The organism is Salipiger bermudensis (assembly GCF_020171625.1).
Taxonomy (GTDB): Bacteria; Pseudomonadota; Alphaproteobacteria; order Rhodobacterales; family Rhodobacteraceae; genus Salipiger; species Salipiger bermudensis_B.
In genome coordinates this window covers 72,505-91,994 of record NZ_JAIUZY010000006.1, presented here as the reverse complement: position 1 = coordinate 91,994, position 19,490 = coordinate 72,505, and the positions used below count along the sequence as shown (strand labels likewise).

The 19,490-nt window shown below is 67.5% G+C and carries 16 protein-coding genes and 1 riboswitch; of the genes, 9 read left to right on the top strand and 7 right to left on the bottom strand.

All coding sequences use genetic code 11. The features are described 5' to 3' along the window. Nucleotides 1-494 precede the first annotated feature (494 nt). From LCM15_RS12395 to LCM15_RS12380, 4 genes are all read left to right on the top strand, one after another. Entirely contained in the window at nt 495-1,082 is a 588-nt protein-coding gene (locus LCM15_RS12395; RefSeq protein WP_224856841.1) for a hypothetical protein, read from the top strand. Then, nucleotides 1,082-1,510 carry a phage holin family protein gene (locus LCM15_RS12390; RefSeq protein ID WP_224856839.1) on the top strand — a complete coding sequence of 143 codons (429 nt, stop codon included), beginning with the start codon at nt 1,082-1,084 and terminating at the stop codon, nt 1,508-1,510. The genes LCM15_RS12395 and LCM15_RS12390 overlap by 1 nt, the downstream gene beginning before the upstream one ends. Further along, the gene (locus LCM15_RS12385) at nt 1,503-2,600 is read left to right on the top strand and encodes a DUF3618 domain-containing protein (protein WP_224856838.1); all 1,098 of its coding nucleotides are present in this window, start codon (nt 1,503-1,505) and stop codon (nt 2,598-2,600) included. The genes LCM15_RS12390 and LCM15_RS12385 overlap by 8 nt, the downstream gene beginning before the upstream one ends. A 417-nt stretch (nt 2,601-3,017) precedes the next feature. After that, a complete protein-coding gene (locus tag LCM15_RS12380) occupies nt 3,018-3,356 on the top strand; it encodes a hypothetical protein (protein ID WP_224856837.1) in 339 nt (112 codons plus the stop codon). Nucleotides 3,357-3,906: 550 nt separating this feature from the next. Here LCM15_RS12380 and LCM15_RS12375 read toward each other — a convergent pair. Genes LCM15_RS12375 through LCM15_RS12365 form a run of 3 tightly spaced genes read right to left on the bottom strand, consistent with a single transcriptional unit; the run spans nt 3,907 to nt 7,690 of the window. Continuing rightward, complete coding sequence (locus LCM15_RS12375) at nt 3,907-6,102, bottom strand: xanthine dehydrogenase family protein molybdopterin-binding subunit (protein ID WP_224856836.1); 2,196 nt, start codon at nt 6,100-6,102, stop codon at nt 3,907-3,909. After that, nucleotides 6,099-7,121 (bottom strand): FAD binding domain-containing protein, encoded by a 1,023-nt coding sequence (locus LCM15_RS12370; RefSeq protein ID WP_224856835.1) that lies wholly within the window; start codon nt 7,119-7,121, stop codon nt 6,099-6,101. Before LCM15_RS12370 ends, LCM15_RS12375 begins: the two co-directional genes overlap by 4 nt. Next, on the bottom strand, nt 7,118-7,690 hold the full coding sequence (locus tag LCM15_RS12365; protein WP_224856834.1) for a 2Fe-2S iron-sulfur cluster-binding protein: 573 nt from the start codon (nt 7,688-7,690) through the stop codon (nt 7,118-7,120). The genes LCM15_RS12370 and LCM15_RS12365 overlap by 4 nt, the downstream gene beginning before the upstream one ends. 383 nt (nt 7,691-8,073) lie before the next feature. Between LCM15_RS12365 and LCM15_RS12360 the strand changes: the two genes are divergently transcribed. The 3 genes from LCM15_RS12360 to LCM15_RS12350 all read left to right on the top strand — a co-directional run bounded on the left by LCM15_RS12360 (nt 8,074) and on the right by LCM15_RS12350 (nt 12,408). Continuing rightward, on the top strand, nt 8,074-9,528 hold the full coding sequence (locus LCM15_RS12360; RefSeq protein ID WP_224856833.1) for an ATPase domain-containing protein: 1,455 nt from the start codon (nt 8,074-8,076) through the stop codon (nt 9,526-9,528). 25 nt (nt 9,529-9,553) lie between these two features. Continuing rightward, nucleotides 9,554-10,618 (top strand): HWE histidine kinase domain-containing protein, encoded by a 1,065-nt coding sequence (locus LCM15_RS22845; RefSeq protein WP_224856832.1) that lies wholly within the window; start codon nt 9,554-9,556, stop codon nt 10,616-10,618. Between the two features lie 323 nt (nt 10,619-10,941). After that, nucleotides 10,942-12,408, top strand: a complete 1,467-nt coding sequence (locus tag LCM15_RS12350; RefSeq protein ID WP_224856831.1) for a PRC-barrel domain-containing protein — start codon at nt 10,942-10,944, stop codon at nt 12,406-12,408. 365 nt (nt 12,409-12,773) lie between these two features. Here the strand turns inward: LCM15_RS12350 and LCM15_RS12345 are convergent, their stop codons facing one another. Both LCM15_RS12345 and LCM15_RS12340 read right to left on the bottom strand, forming a co-directional pair. After that, nucleotides 12,774-13,742, bottom strand: a complete 969-nt coding sequence (locus LCM15_RS12345; RefSeq protein ID WP_224856829.1) for a class 1 fructose-bisphosphatase — start codon at nt 13,740-13,742, stop codon at nt 12,774-12,776. Between the two features lie 284 nt (nt 13,743-14,026). Further along, nucleotides 14,027-14,503, bottom strand: coding sequence for a 6,7-dimethyl-8-ribityllumazine synthase (locus tag LCM15_RS12340; protein WP_224856827.1), 477 nt, complete (start codon nt 14,501-14,503; stop codon nt 14,027-14,029). Between the two features lie 72 nt (nt 14,504-14,575). Then, nucleotides 14,576-14,707, bottom strand: a riboswitch (FMN riboswitch). 248 nt (nt 14,708-14,955) lie between these two features. On the opposite strand from LCM15_RS12340, the gene LCM15_RS12335 reads away from it, so the two are divergent. Beyond that, nucleotides 14,956-16,737, top strand: a complete 1,782-nt coding sequence (locus LCM15_RS12335; protein ID WP_224856825.1) for an SLC13 family permease — start codon at nt 14,956-14,958, stop codon at nt 16,735-16,737. A 162-nt stretch (nt 16,738-16,899) separates the two neighbouring features. Here LCM15_RS12335 and LCM15_RS12330 read toward each other — a convergent pair whose 3' ends face one another. Both LCM15_RS12330 and LCM15_RS12325 read right to left on the bottom strand, forming a co-directional pair. Further along, entirely contained in the window at nt 16,900-17,490 is a 591-nt protein-coding gene (locus tag LCM15_RS12330; RefSeq protein WP_224856823.1) for a hemerythrin domain-containing protein, read from the bottom strand. Between the two features lie 195 nt (nt 17,491-17,685). Beyond that, a complete protein-coding gene (locus LCM15_RS12325; protein ID WP_224856821.1) occupies nt 17,686-18,039 on the bottom strand; it encodes an ADP-ribosylation/crystallin J1 in 354 nt (117 codons plus the stop codon). A 451-nt stretch (nt 18,040-18,490) separates the two neighbouring features. Between LCM15_RS12325 and LCM15_RS12320 the strand changes: the two genes are divergently transcribed. Continuing rightward, nucleotides 18,491-19,438 carry a TAXI family TRAP transporter solute-binding subunit gene (locus LCM15_RS12320; protein ID WP_224856819.1) on the top strand — a complete coding sequence of 316 codons (948 nt, stop codon included), beginning with the start codon at nt 18,491-18,493 and terminating at the stop codon, nt 19,436-19,438. Nucleotides 19,439-19,490 lie beyond the last annotated feature (52 nt).

The following is a 19,490-nucleotide window of genomic DNA, read 5'->3' as shown; positions in this document are numbered from 1 at the left end:
CCACGTCGTCACGCCTTCACCCGCGCGAGTCGCCCGAACGGCAGCCGGCGCCCGGCGAAGCGAGTCACCGAGCGGCGTGACGATGCGCAGGACCCAAGCGGAGGCGATCCGGTCCTCCGACACAGGGAAGCGCGCAGGGCGCAACCTAACGTTGTTCGTACTGCCAGCCCGTCCGACAGGACACGCCAACGCCCGCGTCGCCGACGCGACCCTCCTCACAGGCCCCATCGGAAGCTCCCACCGCATCTCCCATCGGCGTTGGGCCTCGAAAAAACACTTGCCCCTCAGGAACCCCACCGACCGCCGCGGGGTTAATGAAACATAACCACACGGATCGCGGCCCGGCCGCCTACCAAGCTTATACGCGGCTTCTCCATCGACCCAGCGTCGACGGGACGGCCTTGGTTTGCCCAGACGCTCGCGCGGCGGATCCGGCTTCAAACGGCAACCCGGTTTCGGCTCCCCGCCGCAACCAGAAACAGACTGAGAGCGACATGCAACACACCGATGACACTCCCCGCGATGTCGGGAAGGAGGCAGGCGACGACCTGAAGCGCTCTGCCGAACGCCTTCATCAGGACGCCCGCGACGCCGCCGAAAGCGTGAGCAGCCGCGCACGCGAAGAGGCCAGCCACCAGGCCGATCGCGCCAAGACGGGTGTTGCCTCCGAGCTGTCCTCGATCGCGCACGCCCTGAGCACCGCGGCCTCGGAACTCCGCGGCGGCTCGGCGCAGGAACAGGCCTTCGGCAAAGCAGCGACCAGCTTTTCCAGCATGTCCGACGCCATCCGCGACCGGGATCTCGCCGATCTCGCCTCCGATGTCAGCGCCTTCGCCCGCCGCAACCCGTTCGGGTTCCTCGCAGGCGCCGCGCTGACCGGCTTCGCCGCGACGCGGTTCGCCCGGGCCTCGAGCCACGGCCGCCCCGACGAAACCGCGCACGACGACGCGCTTTCGGCTCCGGCTCCGGCCCAGCCGCGCACGCCGACGGCGGCGCCCGCCACCGCACCGGGCACCCGCACCGATGACGCCATGGCGACGCCCGCGATCCCCGCCAATCACCTCACGCCGGGAGACAACTGATGTCCGACACCGATACCCGCACGCCGCAGGGCGAGCGCACCCACATCCGCGACACGGGCAACCTGCTCAGCCAAGCGATCCAGCAGATCATCGCGCTGATGCGCGGCGAGATGGACCTGTTCCGCGCCGAGCTTGACCAGAACGTGAAAAAGGCCGGCACCGCCGTGGGCATGATGGTAGGGGGCATTGTCCTTCTGCTGGTCGCACTCAACGTGCTTGCCGGGGCCGCCGTGGCCGCGATCGCGGAAGCCGGTCTTTCGCCGCTGTGGTCGGCCGTGATCGTCGGAGGCGTGCTGTTCATCATCGCGCTGATCCTCGTGAAATCGGGCCAGGGCAGCCTCAAGCTCGCCTCGCTCGCACCGACCCGGACCCGTCGTAACCTCGAGCGGGATCGCGACGTCGTCGTAAAGGAAATGAGCAATGACTGACAGACGCACCCCCGACGAGATCGAACACGAGCTGGAACGCAACCGCGCTGAGTTGCAGAGCACCATCCGCTCGCTTGAATCGACCTTCACCCCCGACACCCTCTTCCGCAGCCTGACCGACAATCTCGGTCGTCACGGCAGCGATTTCGGCAAGTCGACCATGGAGGCTGCCCGTGCCAACCCGCTGGCGCTCGGCGTCACCGCGGTCGGTCTCGGCTGGCTGATGATCGGCAAGGGCCCCTCGGCCGACCGCATCGCCGACAGCGCGACCCGCGTCTCGGCGAAAGGCGAGGACGATCCGCGCTATGGCAATCCCACCGATGCCAGCTTCACCCCGCCGCGCGGTCCGGTTCCGGCCGGCGAAGTCGGCCCGCCGTCGCAGGGTCTGTCGGCCTCGCAAAAGGCCAAGGCCAAGTGGTACCGTACCGAGAACTACCTGCACCACGGCGCACAAACCGCATCCGACCATGCGGATGCTGCCAAGGACGGGGCCGCACGTGGTGGCGCCAGGGTGCGGGACCGTTCGAAAGAGATCGCCGCCCAGCTTTCGGAAGGCACCGAACGGATGAACGCCGAGGCCCGCGAACGCGTCATCGCGGCCCGTGAACGCGCGATCCTCGCCGGCGAGAGCCTGCGCCGCGCTGGCGGGCACGTCAATCGCCGCGCCCGCGACGGCGCCGACAAGGCCGTCGACTTCTTCGAAGAGAACCCGCTGATCGTCGGCGCGCTCGCGCTCGCCGCCGGGGCCCTCACGGCCAGCGCCCTGCCGCGCACCAAGTTCGAGGACGAGCATTTCGGCGAGTACAGCGACCGGCTTTATGACGAGGCCGAGGCCGTCTACCACGAGGAGCGGGCGAAGGCCGAACGCGTGGCCGGGGCCGCCTTGGACGAGGCGCGCACCGTGGGTGAAGAACTGCGCCGCGATGCGGATGAGGCCAGCCGCAAGATGAAGGACGCGGCGGATCGCGAAACGCCCGGCGAAGGCTCCGCAGCCGATGCCGCCGTGGATCGCGTCGAGGATGCGGTTGAGCGCGTGGCCGACGCCGCCCGCGACAAGGCCGCGAAGGAAGATCTCGGCCCCCGCAGCTGATTTTTCGCCTCTCGTATGACCCCAGCACCCGCAACGATGTTGCGGGTGCTTATATATGTGCAGATGTCCAATCGGCAGGTTTGCGGTGTGTCGGATCGGGGGCGGCAGAGGTTGCTTCCCCAATATGTCGGGAGCCGGTTCTCTACGGTCGAAGCGCTGCGCGAGCTCGCCTCTTTTCCCTCGAAGGCGACCATGCCGGATCGGCAAATACGGCTAAACACGCCCGACGCACCTAAGGGGCGGTGTGGCATGGCGCCCTGCCAGTTCGGCGACGGGCCCGGCAGACCTGATCCGCAAGCGCAGTCGAGCGATCAAGCCCGCTCTCACACCGCGTAGGAGTGCTGCGAGCAGGGGGCGGAACGATTGCGCTGTCAGGGGGTTGGCCCATGAACCGTCACTCAAACCGGAGGACATCCTATGCCAGTCGACAACGACAAGCGCGCGACGCCGCGCGGTGGCGGCGCCGAAGCCGCAAAGCTTCGCGACGACATCGATCGGGGCGCCACCGGTGAAAAGGCCGCCTTCTCCGATCCCGCAGCCGTGCCTCTGGGCACCGACGCCGAAGCCGGTGGCACCCCGACGGACCCCGCCGCAATGGCTGACGCGCGCGAGGCCGAGCGTGCTGCCCAGGACTCCAGCGAACCCAAGAAGACCCCCGCCGAGCTGCAACGCACCCGCGGGCCCGGCATCGTTGTGGTCATCGTGCTCGTGGCCGTTCTGGCGATTGGCCTTTTCCTGTTGCTGGGTGCGGGGTGAGCAGGGGAAAGGCATCCCGAGACTAGCGAAGACCTGGCGGTGCATCTGACATCACCGCCCCTTCCTTAACCAACAATCTCCTACTCGGCGACGCGCGATGCCGAGAGTACCGCGCGCGCTTGCTATCTTCACATCCCTACTGGCCGATTGATCGTGTCGCGTGGGACCGAGACATCATTCTGGCTCGGCCTTCGCGATGCCCATCGACCGCACCGCTCCTTCCTTCATTGGAAGCTTGGTGTAACATCGCCGCGCGCGCGCCCAACGACCTCTCGTCCATATAATAATCTAGCGATCGGCCCACGGGTCGCCCCTCGCTCATTCTGGCCGGTCTTGGATGCTGCAGGCAAAGCGCGGACCGAGATCGTCGCCGCTTTGGAATCGTCGCATTAGATCTGGTTCATCGCCGTGCAAATACGCTCAGGAGGTCGGAACACGTCCGCCCCCCTGAGCGCAGTAGGTCTCAATAAATAGAAGAATGCGCCCCGCCGCCCTCTCAAGCCAGAGGCGCGAGGTGCCTCCCGCCGCCGCAGCGGCGGGAGGCCGTATCTCAGAAGCCCGCGGCGTCCATCGCAGTGATGACGCGGTCCGGCGTCGCCGGCATGTCGTAGACCCTCGCACCGCACGCATTGCGCACCGCGTTGAGGATCGCGGCGCCGGCGCCGGAAATACCCAGCTCGCCGATCCCCTTGGTCTGGATCGGGTTCGCCATGTCGTCGCGCTCTTCGAGGAACACCACCTTCAGGTCGCCCGGCACGTCCGCATGGGCGGGCACGTGGTAGTTGGCAAGATCGCGCGTCGCCAGATGGCCGGTGCGCGGATCATGCGTGAGCTTCTCGGTCAGAGCCGAGCCGATGCCCCAGATCATCCCGCCAAGCGCCTGCGAGCGCGCGGTTTTCTCGTTGAGGATGCGGCCCATGGCCATCACGCCAAGCATCCGCCGCACCCGCACCTCGCCGGTGTAGGCATGCACCGCCACCTCGGCGAAATGTGCCCCGAACCCGGCCGAGAAGTGGCTGTCGGCGGTGCTGCCCGACTCGACGCTGGCTTCCTCGACGAGCTCTCCGTCGACCAGCTGCGAGAGCGGAACCTCGCGGTTGCCGCCGCGCGCGATGCCGTTCTGCAGGGTCAGCTCGGACAGGCTGCACCCCATGCGCTCGGCCAGCGTTTCCCGGATCGCCTTCGCGGCGAGGAACGTCGCCGAGCCGGCGGAGCTCGCCCCGAAGGAGCCGCCGGACCCGGAGGCGCCGGGGAAGCTGGTGTCGCCGAGGCGCACCTCGACTTGCGCAATCGGAAGGCCGAGCATCTCGGCGGTGATCTGGCCGAGGATGGCGTAGCTGCCGGTGCCGATATCGGTCATGTCGGTCTCGACCACCGCGCCGTCGCCGGTCAGGCGCACCCGTGCGGCAGACTTGATCAGCATGTTCGAGCGCGCGGCAGACGCCATCCCCATGCCGACATACCAGTCGCCTTCGCGGCGCTCGCCCATCGGCTTGCGCTCGCCCCAGCCGAACTGCTCGGCGCCTTCGCGCAGGCAGTCGGCCAGACGCGTGGCGCTGAACGGCTGGTCGGTCATCGGGTTCTTGTCCGGCAGGTTCTTCAGGCGCAACTCGACCGGGCACATGCCCAGCTCTTCCGCGAGCTCGTCCATCGCCTGTTCCAGCGCCAGCATCCCCACCGCCTCGCCCGGCGCGCGGACGGAACCGGCCGGCGTGCGACAGATCCGTGCGAGCGTCTGGGTGAAGCTGAGGCCCTCGGCACCGTAGAGGAACTGCGAGGCCTGGCTCACCGGCTCGGCGAACCCTTCGTCGCGGATGTTCGACACGCGATCGTCATGCGAGAGCGCGCGCAGCGTGCCGTCCTTGTCGGCGCCCAGACGCAGCCGCTGGCTGGTCTCGGTGCGGCGCAGCACGCTGTCGAACACGGTCTGCCGGGTCATCACCACCCGCACCGGGCGCCCCAGCTCGCGCGCCGCCAGCGCGGCAGCGACCGCCTCCGGGCCGATACCCAGCTTCGAGCCGAAGCCGCCGCCGATATAGGGCGAAAGGATGCGCACCTTATCGGGGTCGATCCCCAGCGAGTCCGCCAGCTCTTTCTTGTTGAAGCGCAGCATCTGGAGCGCGCCGCGGAGCGTGACCGCATCGCCCTCCCATTCCGCGACCGCCGCGTGCGGCTCCATCGCCGCCGCCGCGTGGGGCGGGGTCGTGTAGGTGCGATCGAGCGTCACCTCGGACGCCGCGAAGGCCGCTTCGAAATCGCCCGCGGTCTCGGGGTCGTCCTGCTCGTGCGTCTCACTGCGGGAGGGGTCTGTGATCACGTCGGTGTCGGCGTCGTAGCTGACCGCCAGCCGCTGCGCGGCGTCGCGTGCGGCCTCGAAGCTCTCGGCCACCACCAGCGCGATCGGCTGGCCGTGATAATGCACCTCGTCGCCGGGCTGGACCGGGGCTTCCCCCGCCATGCCCTGCGCCGGGTTGCGGGTCATCTTCGGGCCGTGGAACACGCCCAGCAGTCCCGACACGTCCGAGACCGAGGACTCGTCGATCTTGGTGACGCGGCCCTGCGCGATGGTGGCGCGCACCAGCACGCCGTGCGCGGCGTTCTCGGGCAGCCCGTCGGCGGCGTAGGCCGCGCGGCCCGACACCTTCTTCGGCCCCTCGGGCCGGTCGAGCGGCGCGCCGACGATGCCCTGCCCGGTTTCGTCCAGAAGGCGCGGCTGCGCCTCGTCCATGCGGAATGTCTTGGTCATGCCGGGATCCTCGCGGTCTCGACGCCGGGCGCTGACACGGCAAGGCCGGTGGCCTCGCGCAGCGCGGCGATCAGGGTGCGCCGCAGCAGCGGCTTCTTGAACTCGGTATCAGATTGGCAGCGGGCCTGCGTCAGCGCCTTGTCAGCGGCCTGACCGAAAACCTCGTCGGAGGGGGCCTGACCGACAAGCGCCTTTTCGAGCTCCGGATCGGTCCACGGCTTCGGAGCGACGCCGCCGATCGCGCAGGAGACCGAAGCGATCCGGTCGTCGTCCATCGCGACGGCCACGCCGACCGACACCAGCGCGAAGGCATAGGACGCGCGGTCACGCACCTTCTTGTAGACCTGCTTCGTGTCAGCCTGCGGCGCGGGAAGATACACGGCGGTGATGATCTCGTCCGGGGCCAGAACGGTCTCGATGTCCGGGCGGTCGCCCGGCAGCTTGTGAAGCTCGCCGATCGGAATGCGGCGGGCATCGCCCTCAGCCGAACGGATTTCCACCTCGGCCTTCAGCGCCGCCAGCGCCACCGCCATGTCCGAGGGGTGCGCCGCAAGGCAGTGCTCGGAGGTGCCGAAGATCGCCAGCATCCGCCCGTCGCCCTGTTTCGCCGAGCAGCCCTCGCCGGGGTTGCGCTTGTTGCAGGGCATGGCGGTGTCGTAGAAATAGGGACAGCGCGTGCGCTGCAGGAGATTGCCGCCCGTGGTCGCCTTGTTGCGGATCTGGGCCGAGGCGCCGGCAAGGATGGCGCGCGACAGCAGCGGCCACCCGTCCCGAACGCGGGGGTCCGCGGCCAGCTCGGAATTGGTGACGAGCGCGCCGATGCGCAGGCCCTCACCGTCCTCGCAAATATCGCTCAGGCCATCGATCCGGGTGATGTCGACCAGCCGCGACGGGGTCATCACCTGGATCTTCATCAGGTCCAGCAGGTTGGTGCCGCCCGCGATGACGCTCGCATCCTCGCCAAGCTGGTCTGCGGCCCCGGAGAGGGTCTCGGCGCGCGTGTAATCGAATTCCCTCATGATTTCACCTCGGCGGCCATGGCGATGGCTTCGCGGATCAGCGGGTAGGCCGAGCAGCGGCAGAGGTTGCCGCTCATGCGCTCGGCGATCTCGGCGTCATCGAGCGCCATCTCCCCCTCGAGCGAGGCCGAGGCGTAGGACGGGTCGCCGGCGCGCAACTCTTCCAGCATCGCGGTGGCCGACACGATCTGGCCCGGCGTGCAGAAGCCGCACTGGTAGCCGTCCTGCGACACGAATGCCTTTTGCAGCGCGCTGAGCGCTTCGGGGCTGCCGAGCCCCTCGATCGTCGTCATCTCGTCGTCTTCATGCATGGCGGCGAGGCAAAGGCAGGAATTGACCCGCTTGCCGTTGACCATCACCGTGCAGGCGCCGCACTGGCCGTGATCGCAGCCTTTCTTCGTCCCGGTCAGGCCAAGCTGGTCCCTCAGGATGTCGAGAAGGGTGGCGCGCGTGTCGTGCTCGACCTCGCGGGGCTCACCGTTCACTGTGAAACGTGTGCGCATTTGGCTCTCCTTTATGAAGGTGGCTTCGAACCGCACGATGCGCGGCGTTCCCAGAGCCAGAACCATGCGCTTGGCGATCGTGTTCCGAAAAAACTCAGGCGCGCGCCTAGCGGCCCCCGAAACGACGGGGCAGAGCGCAACGATGAGGGGCGATTGAGGCGCGTGGCGAAACGCGGGGGCCGTACCACCTTCTGTCAAACCGCCGTGCGGCGTATGCCCGGGCCCGTGTCCTACCAACCCATATAAGAGACCGGACGAAGGGGGCCGACCGCGAGGGCGTTTTCACCCCACGCGGTGCGGCCCCCTGCCTCTCCCAAAGCACCAGAAACGCCCGGTTTTGGCGCCTTCCGGGAGATGCCTTTATCAATCCGGTAATCTCTTTTAGGGTTCACCCAGACTGCCGGCGTCCGCAGGTAGATTTGCAGCATGTCACTATTGGGAAACACTGGATGCCAAAAGCCGACTTCGCAGAAACCGTCGCGACCGGGATCTCGGGTCTGGATCGTGTTCTGCACGGGGGATATCCGACGGGCCGTATCATGCTTGTCGAGGGCGCTCCCGGAACCGGCAAGACGACCCTGGCGCTGCAGTTTCTCGTGGAAGGCGCGAAGCAGGGAAAGCGCGGGGTGTTCTTCAGCATCGCGCAGTCCCGTTCAGAGCTCGACATGATCGCCCGGTCGCATGGCTTCGATCTCGATCAGATCTGCATCTACACCCCCGAGCTGGGCGCATCGGGCGACGAACGGGTGTTCTCGGTGGACAACAACCAAGCCGATCTGGTGAAGCTCATGGACCAGATCGGGGCGGCGCTGGAAGAGACGAAACCCGACCTCTTCGTGTTCGACTCCCTGCTGGAACTGCGGCTGCTGTCGGATGCGCCGACGCATTACCGGCGGGAACTGCTCTCTCTGCGCCGCAAGCTTCGCGAGGTCGAAGCCACGTCCCTGCTGGTCGACCACCTCGAACCGGCCGGCGGCGAGCGCAACGCCGAGGGCATCGTGCACGGCGTCATCAAGCTTGAGACGCTGACCCCGACGATCGGCGTGCCGCAGCAGCGCCTGTCGGTCACCAAGCTGCGCGGCGCGGCCTTCACGCAGGGCTACCACGATTTCAAGATCGCAACCGGCGGGCTGGTCGTCTATCCGAGGGTCATTCCGCACGAGGCCGAGCCTGTCCACCTCGAGGAGAGGCTGGTCCCCCATCACGACGCGCTGGCGACCCTGCTTGGCGGCGGCATCGAATTCGGCTCTTCGCTGCTGATCGCCGGGCAGTCGGGAACCGGCAAGTCCACCATGGCGACGGTGCTGAGCGCAGATGCGGCGAACCGCGGCCTTACGGCGGCGCTGTTCCTGTTCGAGGAACGTCCCGAGGTGCTGCGCGGCCGCTCTGCTGGTATTGGTCTGGAGATCGACGATCAGGAGGCGGCGGGCCGGATCCTTCTCAATCACTTCGATCCCGCCGAACTGTCGCCGGGCGAATTTTCCAACGCGGTTCTGAAGTCGGTCGACGAAGGCGCGCGCGTGGTGGTGATCGACAGCATCACCGGGTATCTCGAGGCGCTGCCGGACCAGAAGCACGCGATCACGCATCTGCACACCCTCATCCAGCACCTGACACGGCGACAGGTGCTGGTGATCGTGACCCTGTCGCAGCACGGCCTGCTCGGCGAGCAGCCCAAAACCGAGATCGACAGCAGCTTCATTGCCGACACGGTCATCCTGTTGCGGCAATACGAAAGCGGCGCGGACATCCGCAGATCCATCGCCGTGGTCAAGAAGCGCAACGGCGATCACAAGCGCAATATCCAAGAACTGGTGATCCGCCCCGGCGCGGTCGAGGTGCGCAAGATCTCGGAGGAGACCGAGGCGCGGACGAAGTCGGCGGGGCACCTTGGCGGATCCTGAAGTGCGAACCGACGGGGCGCACCCCGTGCTCATCCTTGCCCCGCTGGGCAACGATGCGAGCGCCCTCGCTCGATGCGTCGAGGCGAGCGGGCTTCCTGCGCACTGCCTGTCCGGCGCGTCCGAGCTCGCGGAGCGTCTTGCCGCGCCGCACCAGCCGGAGACGCTCATCGTGGTGCTGAGCCACGAGGCCGCTGACGCGGAGGTCGGCGGCATCCTTGTCGAGGCACTGAACGCCGAACCGGAATGGTCGCGCCTGCCGATCCTCATCCTCGCAAGCGCCGCGGTCCGGCCACCGCCCGCCTGTGTTGTGCTCGACCGGGACATCGAGTCCGCCTCCTACGTGCTGCTCGAGCGCCCCGCCTCGCCCGCCGTTCTTGGCAAGCTGCTCGGAACGCTGGCCGGCACCCGCAGGCGCCAGTTCCGGACGCGTGATCTGGTGCGGCGTCTGGAGGAGGAAGAGAAGCGCACCGCCTTCCTGCTCGGCGAGTTGAGGCATCGCGTCCGCAACAGCCTCGCCGTGCTGCGCTCGCTGTTCAAGATGACCGCGCGCAATTCGCAAAGCGTCGAAGAGCTGACCCTGGCGTTCGGAGAGCGGCTGCGCACCCTTTCCGACGCCCACACCCGGCTCGCGACCGAAACAGGCGGCGACAACACCCTCGCGCGTCTGGTGAGCGATCACGTCGCCCCCTACGCGCCGGACCGGGCGCAGATCGCGATGGATGGCCCCGCCGTCGAGCTGACGGAATCCGTGGCATTCGACCTCGCGCTCGTCATCCATGAGTTGGCCACCAACGCGGCGAAATACGGCGCGTTCAGCGTGCCCGACGGCAAGGTCGAGGTTGGGTGGTCGCCCGATGAGGACAGTGGCACGCTTGACCTTTCATGGCGCGAAAGCGGCGGCCCCCAGGTCGAGGCGCCCACGCGCCGGGGCCTCGGGACCACGCTGATCTCGGGGTTCTTTGCGGCCGACGGAAGCGGTCCGAGCCTGACCTACGACGCAGACGGCGTGGCATGGCGGGCCAAGCTGCCGAAGGACTGCTTCTCGCTCACCGACGCCGAGACACGCGGTCAGGACCGCCAGCCCTCCTGAACGGGGCCCGCAATTGGCGGGGAACGGGGACCGCACCCTACGGCTTTCAATTAATTTCACGAGCCGGCGACCAGCCCGCGACCGCGCGAATTGCGATGCCCCCTAAGCGTCGCGAAACGGCGTAAGTCCCGCTTTGACAACCACATCCTCTCCGAGAATTGCGTAGATATATACACTGTCTCAATTGATTACCGGCGCGACCGGTCGCGCTTTTTCGGCATTTTCCAAAAAATTCTCTCGGAACTGTTAACCGCATCGGCGGTTCTTTTCTCAGATGGCACGCACACAGCGGCTCTTTCTTTACCAGGATTGGAATCAACCACATGAAACTTGCCACGCGCACCCTGATGCTGAGCACTGCGCTTTCCTTCCCGCTCGCCGGCTTTGTCTCCGCCCAGACCCTCGACACCATCTCGGACGAAGAGCTTCGCGGCAAAAGCGCCGAATGCCAGTCTCTCGTCGAGAGCGCACGCGGCGATGAACTGCCGGCGCTTGTTCCGATGAACGACGTGATGGCCGCGGTTGACGAAGACAACCCCGAGGAATGCGCGCTGATCACCGAGACGATCGCCGCCCAGGGCGATGAGCAGACCGCCACCGACGAAACCACCGAGACGGACGAAGACACCGCGACGGCCCAAGCCGAAGAGAGCGAAACCGTCTCCGAGGAGGTCAACCTGTCGGAAAGCGCCACCATCGAAGGCCAGGCCCGTGTGACAGTCCCCGAGCCCGATGTCGACGTGCAGGTCCCTGCTCCGAACGTCACCGTGATGAAGCAAGTGCCGCGCGTGACCGTCAACGAGAGCCCGCTCGACATCCAGATCGCGCAGCAGCAGCCCAACATCGAGGTCGAGATCCCCGAGATCATCGTGCGCGTCGACATTCCGGCGCCGGACGTCTACATCCTCAGCTCCGACCCGGACGTGCAGATTTCCACCGATGATCCGCAGGTGCAGGTCGAGCAGGGCGAGCCGACGATCTCGGTCGTGCAGGCCGACCCGGAACTGAACGTGGATCTGGGCGTCGAGGCCGGTGAAGAGGCTGACGAGACCGAAACCGCCGACACCGACGGCAACGACACCCAGAGCGTCGCCGGCAACACCTCGGTCGATGACTCGGAGCCGCAGGTGGACATCCAGCAGGCCGAAGGCGAGCCGGAAATCAGCGTTCAGGGCGGCGAAGCCTCCGTGGCCTACGAGAAGTCCGAGCCCCGTATCTCGGTTGTGATGGCGAACGACCCGACCGTCGACGTGCAGCAGGGTGGCGAGGCCAACGTGGTCATCGAAACCGCCGAAGAGCGCGAGCAGCGTCTTTCGGAGCAGACCCAGGCTCAGGCACCGGCGCAGGGCGACGAGACCGCTCAGCCCACCGATGAGCAGGCCCAGCTGACCGCTGATGGCGAGCCCGCCGAAGGGACCGAGGCCGCTGAAGGCGCCGAAGGCGAGATGGCCGAAGGCGAAATGGCAGACGCCGAAGCCGGCAACACCACGACCATGACCATCGGCGAGCTGATGGAAAAGGACGTGATGACCTCGGACGGTGAGAACCTCGGCCGCCCCGCCGGCTTCATTGAAGAGAACGGCATGCCGGTTCTGGTGCTGACCAGCGGTGGCTTCCTCGGCCTTGGTGCGAAGGAAGTGCCGGTGCCGATGGACCGCGTCTCGGTCGAGAACGACGTGCTGGTCGTGGAGACCATGAGCGAAGAAGAAGTCGAGAACGCCTCCGGGTTCGATTTCCCCTCCGCTCAGCGCCTTGACGACGACCAGAGCATCGAAGTCTCCGGCATGTAATCCGGACGAGCTTTAAAAGGCTAAGCCCGCTCACCAATTCGGTGAGCGGGCTTTCTCATATTGCGGGCGGCGGGAATGTATATCGGAGGATGCCGCTGGTTTATTCGAACGCCATTTAGATTTCGCTTCCGGCCTTTTCGAGAGGTAGTGACCGGATCTCCGCCAGAGAACGCGGAATTAAATTCATCCGGATCAAAGCGCGCCCTTATTTCCGGCCTCAGGAAAAGCAATTCCGAAAGGCGACAAAAAGCTGTGCGCTTCCGTGGCCGAGCAGCGCCTGCTGCCACCGAGCCGCACCGCATCTACCAGCGCCCGTCCCTCACCAAGCGCCCACACAGCGCGCCTTCGCAAGCAGACGCGAAGTGTCAGCCCGCCGCCGCCAAATATCGGGCGATGGTGTCGATCTCGTCCGCAGCCCCAAAGGCCAGCGCCACGTTCTGGTGTGGCGTCTCGGGGATCAGGTCGAGGATGCGCGTGGTGCCGTCGGTGGCGCGGCCGCCGGCGGCCTCGATCATCAGCGCGATGGGCACCGCTTCGTAGGCCAGCCGCAGTCGGCCCTGCCGGTAGCCCTCGCGCCGGTCGGCGGGGTAGATGAAGGCCCCGCCCTTGAGCAGTATCCGGTGCAGCTCGCCCACCGCCGCCGCCAGCCAGCGCATGTTGAAGTCGCGCCCGCGCGGCCCGTCCGCCCCGGCGCGCAGGTCGCGTGCCCAGGCCTGAAGGCCCTCGGGCCAGTGGCGCTCGTTAGAGGCATTGTAGGCGATGGTCGAGGCGGTGGGCTTGAGCGTCACGTCGCGGGCGCTCATGCGGAAATCGTGCCCGTCGAAACTGGCGATCTGCACCCCCTGCCCCGTGGTGTAGCCGAAATCCAGCGAATGCCCGAACGAGGCATAGCCCGCCGCCACCGCCTCGGAGCCGCGCCGGGCGAAATCGCGCGGGCCAGTGGGATAGATCACGAAGAGCATCCCCAGCGGCGCGCCGATGCCGATCGAGCCAGAGCCGTCGATCGGGTCGATGGCGATGTCGTAGAGCCCGTCCGGATCCAGCGTCTCGACCTCTTCGGCCTCTTCCGAGAGCATGTGCCGCACGCCGCAGCCATGCAGCTCGGCGAGGATGTGGTCATGCGCGCCGACGTCGAGCGCCTTCTGCGCATCGCCGCTCTCGTTGCTCCCCACGAGTGCCGCCGGGTCGCCCGGCAGCTTGCCCGCCGCCAGCCGCGCGGCGATGGCGGGCAGGGCATGAGCAAGCGCACCGATGATGCGCCCCACCCCGTCGCCGGGCAGGCAGGCGGGAAGGATCTGCGCGGTGATTGGGCGGTCGTTGGTCAGGGTCAGCATGGCAGGACGTCCGTAACTCGGGGGAGGCCCGGCGGAGGTCGCCGGGCGGGGATGCCCCCGTCTACGCCGTCCATTCACCGGCGTCGACCGCCTCGGGGACGCTGCCCTTAGCGCCCGACCGGCATGGATATCGTCGGGTCCGCCCCCGGCCCGCAGGACGCATCTTGAAAGACTGTTCAGGGAAACCTCGGCGGGCCCGGCCAGGCCCGCCCTACCACGGCGCGGCAAACCGGAGACCTAACCCGCGGCCCGGATGCGATCCGGGCCGCAGGTCCTCGCCGGTATCAGCCGTTGACCACCGACAGCCCGGCGCCCGTGGGCAGCTCGATGTCCAGCACGCCCTTCACCGCATGGGCCGCCTCGGCGCCCTTCTTGACGAAATGCTCGGCGAAGAAGGCGTTGTGGGTCTCGGTCTCCTGATACTGGTGCGGCGTGAGCGAGACCGAGAACACCGGCACGCCGGTGGTCATCTGCGCCTCCATCAGCCCCTTCACCACCGCATCGGCGACGAAGTCGTGGCGGTAGATGCCGCCATCGACCACGAAGGCCGCGGCGACCACCGCCTCGTAGCGCCCGGTCTCGGCCAGCCGCTTGGCCAGCAGCGGCATCTCGAACGCGCCGGGCACGTCATAGGCCTCGATGGCCGCGCCGGGCAGCAGCTGGGCGGCCTCGGCCACGAAGCCCTCATGCGCGCGGTCGACGATGCCGGCGTGCCAGCGCGCGCGGATGAAGGCGATACGGGTCTGTGTCTGATCGGTCATTTCGGAACCCTCCGTTGATCACAAAAGGTCCCAGAGCTTTCGAACGCACAGGGCGCGCGAACGCCCGGCACGATACGTCTCTTCCATCCGGACTTTCACCGTCGGCCCCGGAATTCCACCGGATCTGCTTGACCCCTTCGCTGGGAAGGGCGCTCGCGGGCTGTCACCGCCGGTGGGGAATTTCACCCCGCCCTGAGAACGGGGGCACCATATGCGACCCGCCCCATAACGCAAGCGCGCAGTTTCGCCCGCACGCAAGGCGCCGGTCCGGCGGCCCTGTCACCGGGTCCGGCGTTGCGTCTCCTCGGCATCGCCGAGACCATCGCGCACGCCATAACGCCGCCCCCGCACCGCTCTGCATCCGACAAACACCGCCGCGTGCAATTCTTCCGAACCCCGGCGCAACCTTCTGAACCCAAAGGCGTTATCCCCGAGGGACGGGTGAACGACACATGGCAGACTATCTCGATTTCATCGCGCGGTACGACGCGCTCATCTCGCTCGCGCTGATCGTGGCGCTGTTCGCGCTCTTCATGCTCGAGCTCTACCCGCCAGAGGTGCCCGCCGCCGGGCTCGCGGCGCTGTTCGTAGTGCTCGGCTATGTCGGGCCGGACGAGCTGCTCTCGGTGTTCTCCAACCCCGCGCCGCTGACCATCGGCGCGATGTTCGTGCTCTCCGGCGCGCTGGTGCGGACCGGGGTGCTCGAAGCGGTCTCGAGCATGGTGATCGCGCAAGCGCGCGAGCGCCCGGCGCTGGCGCTGGCGGTGATCTTCGGTGTCACGCTGCTGGCCTCGGGCTTCGTCAACAACACGCCGGTGGTGCTGGTGCTGATCCCGGTGGTCATCCGCCTCGCCTCGGCGCTCGGCAAGGCCGCCACCCGCCTGCTGATCCCGCTGAGCTATGTCGCCATCCTCGGCGGCACCTGCACGCTGATCGGGACCTCGACCAACCTGCTGGTCGACGGCGTCGCCCGCAGCCAGGGGCTCGAGCCGTTCCGCATCTTCGAGATCACCCCGGTGGGCCTCCTCGTGGCGCTGGCGGGCGGCGTGACGCTGGTGATCCTCGGGCGCTGGCTGCTGCCCGACCGCGAGGCCAGCAACCCCGACCAGATGCTGGGCGAGACCACCTTCCTGTCGGAAGCGGTGCTGGCCGATGACACCCATGCCGGCAAAGCGCTGTCCGAGGTGGCGCCGTTCAACCGCGGCAACATCAAGGTCAGCGGGCTGCGCCGCAAGGGCCGCGCCCTGCCCGGTCCGCTGGCCGAGCAGGTGCTCGAGACCGGCGACACCCTGATCTTCCGCGCCCCTACCTCCGAGCTGCTGACCCTGCATGACGATCCGGCGCTGAAGATCGGCCTGCGCCGCGGCGAGCAGCCCGATGGCGAGCTGGTCACTGTCGAGGTCATCGTCTCGCCGCGCAAGCCCAGCCTCGGCCGCACCCTGCGCAGCATGTCGCTGGGCCGGCGCTTCGGGGTGCGGGTGCTGGGCGCCCATCGGCACGAGCACATCCCCGGCCCCGATCTCGGCAGCGTGCGGCTGCGCCCGGCCGACAAGCTCCTGCTCGAAGGCCCGCCAAACGCCTTCGAAAGCCTCGAGGACGAGGCCCAGCTGGTCTCGGTCAGCCGCCCCACCGGGCGCGCCTTCCGCCGCGGCCGCGCGCCCGTGGTGCTGGCGGCGCTCGCGGCGGTGGTCGGGCTGGCGGCGATCGGGGGGATCGACATCGCGACGCTGTCGATCCTCGCCGTGGCGGCCATCCTCGTGCTGCGCTGCATCGACGCCGACGAGGCGTGGGGCGCGGTCGACGGCTCGATCCTCGTGCTGATCTTCGCCATGCTGGTGGTCGGGCTGGGGCTGCAGAACACCGGCGCGGTCGACCTGCTGGTCGGCTGGCTGACGCCGCCCATCGCCGGGCTGCCACCGTACTTCGCGCTGCTGGCGATCTACATGCTGGCCTCGGCCCTCACCGAGACCGTCACCAACAACGCGGTCGCCGTGGTCTTCACGCCCATCGCCATCGGGCTCGCCGAGAGCACCGGCCTCGACCCGCGCGCCCTGACCATGGCGGTGATGTTTGGCGCCTCCGCAAGCTTTGCCACGCCGATCGGCTACCAGACCAACACGCTGGTCTACGGCGCGGGCAACTACCGATTCTCGGATTTCCTCAAGATCGGGTTGGCGATGAACATCGTCGCCGCCCTCACCGCCTGCGCCGGCATCGTGTGGCTCTACGGCTAGGGCTTGATCCGGACGAAGCGCGAGGTCACGCGCGGGAGGCCTGTCCGGACGGTTCGGTGGCCGAAGCTCCTTCAGCCGGACAGGTCTCAATGCCATGAACGAGAGCGACCGCGCCGCCGGAACTACGTTGGCCTGTGATAGAGGGCTGCCCCCGATGCGGCGTCAGACCGAGCCGAGGTAATAGCCGATGGCCTCCACCAGTTCCGTCTCCTCGTAGCCGAAATGGGAGCGGACGATCTCTTCGAGCTTGCGGTACGTGGCCGCGGCATGGGCGAAATTCGCCTCGCTCGGATCCTCCACCAGCGCCTCCGCGGCGCGCCCGAGGCGGATGATCAGCTCGTGCACCACCTCGTGTTCCGACAGCAGCTTGGCCACGACCTCGCGGAACATCCCGCCCCCCGCGGCGTCGATCCGGGGGAACATGTCGGCGCCCTCGATGTCGTGGTGGATCTTGAGCATCCGGCATTCGTGCCCGCACAGGTTTCCGAACGCCCGGAAGTTCTCGGCCATGTCGAGGGACAGGACGATCTGCTTGAGGTCCTTGGGCGGGGCGTCTCCGGCTTCGATCCGCGCCAGCACCGCGCCGATCTGGGCCATCTCCATCAGGTAATGCCGGTGGATTGCCGCCAGTTGCCGGCCCTGCCGCCGGTGCCTGTCTGTTGCCGCCGGAACCTTCGGCGCCTTGGGTCGCGCGGACTCGTCGAGATCGAGGTCATCCAGCGGAAGTGTTGAGAGATCAGTCATGCCGGGCATGAAAGCCTCTGGACGTCCGACGTCAAGGGCGTCGCGCCTGCAAAGGGGGCCATCGCCTCCCGGATGCGCGCCAACCGACCCTACGTCTGCCGGTCACCAGGAGCGCTGTTGCCGGAGTGAGGCCTCACGCATGCCCGTTGCGAAGCGGTTTGACAGGCCGGAGGTCGATGGAGCCCACGACGAACACTGAGGCCGTCACGGAAAGCGTTTCGTGACCTCGATCCGGCCGACGATCGCGTCGTTGAACGCGGTCATGTGTTCTGCCGGTATCCAGTACTCCAGATGAGCACGACCCCCGGCCTCCTGAACCTCATAAGCATCAAGGAACGACTTCAGGACATCAAAGCGGGTAACGAATCCCGAACCGCTCGCTTTCACGTTCCAGTCCCGCGCGATCTTGACGGCGTAGTCTTCGGTCAGCACCGGATAGAAAATGGGCTGTTCCGGCAACCGGGGCGGGAAGGCCTTCATGTCTGACTGTTCAATCAGCGCCAGCTCTTCGGGTCCGACGGGCCGCCAGAGGGTCACTGTTTCCGGTTCGATGCTCATGGAAAATGTCTAGCAGACCCCGACGGACACCATCAAGAGCGCGCGTCGCGATCAGCTCGCTCACGACCTTCGCCGGACTCCCGCAGGTTCGGCAGCGACTCCCTGGGCCAAGCAATCCGGGGCGGCGCGTTGTCCGAAACGTCGGTGTTGTCCGGCACCGGAGCGATGTCATGCGGCCCCGACCTCGGCGCGCTCCCCTCTATGCCAGCCATCGGAACCCGCACCAACCCTCGCTTCCATGCCTGCGCCGACCAAGCCGCGACAGCAGCGAAGGCCCGCCCCGAGCGCCGGGGCGGAAATCTGCCACGGGCCGGGCGGGATCGTGCGAAGAATCCGCAGCTTCGGCCCCTGCCACGGCTTGCCCGCAACCGGCTGCCTGCACATGGTTCCCCCACCGCGCGACGGGGCCGGACGGGCCTGCGTCGCCGAACGAGAGTCTGGGAGGACCACCATGATCAAGACCTACGGGCTCGGCGCACTGATCGCCGGCAGCCTCGCCCTTTCCGCCCCCGCCGCCTCGGCCGCGGAGTTCATCAACGTGCTCACCGGCGGCACCTCGGGCGTGTACTACCCGCTCGGCGTGGCCATCGCCGACATCTACGCCAAGAACATCCCCGACGCCCGCACCCAGGTGCAGTCGACCAAGGCCTCGGTCGAGAACCTGAACCTGCTGCAGCAGGGCCGTGGCGAGATCGGCTTCGCGCTCGGCGACTCGGTCAAGGACGCCTACGAGGGCAACGAAGAGGTCGGCTTCTCGCAGCCGCTCGACAAGCTCCGCGCCATCGCCGCGATCTATCCCAACTACATCCAGATCGCCGCCTCCGCCGACGCTGGCGTGACCACCGCCACCGAGCTTGCCGGAAAGTCGGTCTCGGTCGGGGCCGCCAAGTCCGGCACCGAGGTCAACGCGCGCAAGATCCTCGACGCGCTCGGCATGAGCTATGACGATCTCGGCAAAGTCGAGTACCTGCCCTTCGCGGAGTCGGTCGAGCTGATGAAGAACCGCCAGCTCGACGCCACGCTGCAAAGCTCGGGCCTCGGCTCGGCGGCGCTCAAGGACCTGTCCTCGACCCAGGACGTGACCTACGTGTCCGTCCCCGCCGAGGTCGCCGACACGCTCGGCGCGCCCTACGCCGCGGGCGTGATCCCCGCCGGCACCTATCCGGGCCAGGACGAGGACATCCCGACGCTGGCGATCACCAACGTGCTCGTGACCAGCGCCGACGTCTCGGACGAGCTGGCCTACCAGATGACCAAGCTGCTGTTCGAGCACCTCGACCAGCTCAAGGCGGCGCACGCGGCGGCGGGCGACATCGACCTGGAGACCGCGATCAAGAACGCGCCGATCCCGCTGCATCCGGGCGCCGAGAAGTTCTACAAGGAACAGGGCCTGCTCTGAGCAGACCCAGCGTCAGCCCGGCCCGCGCCGGGCTGACCGCATGACGGGAGGA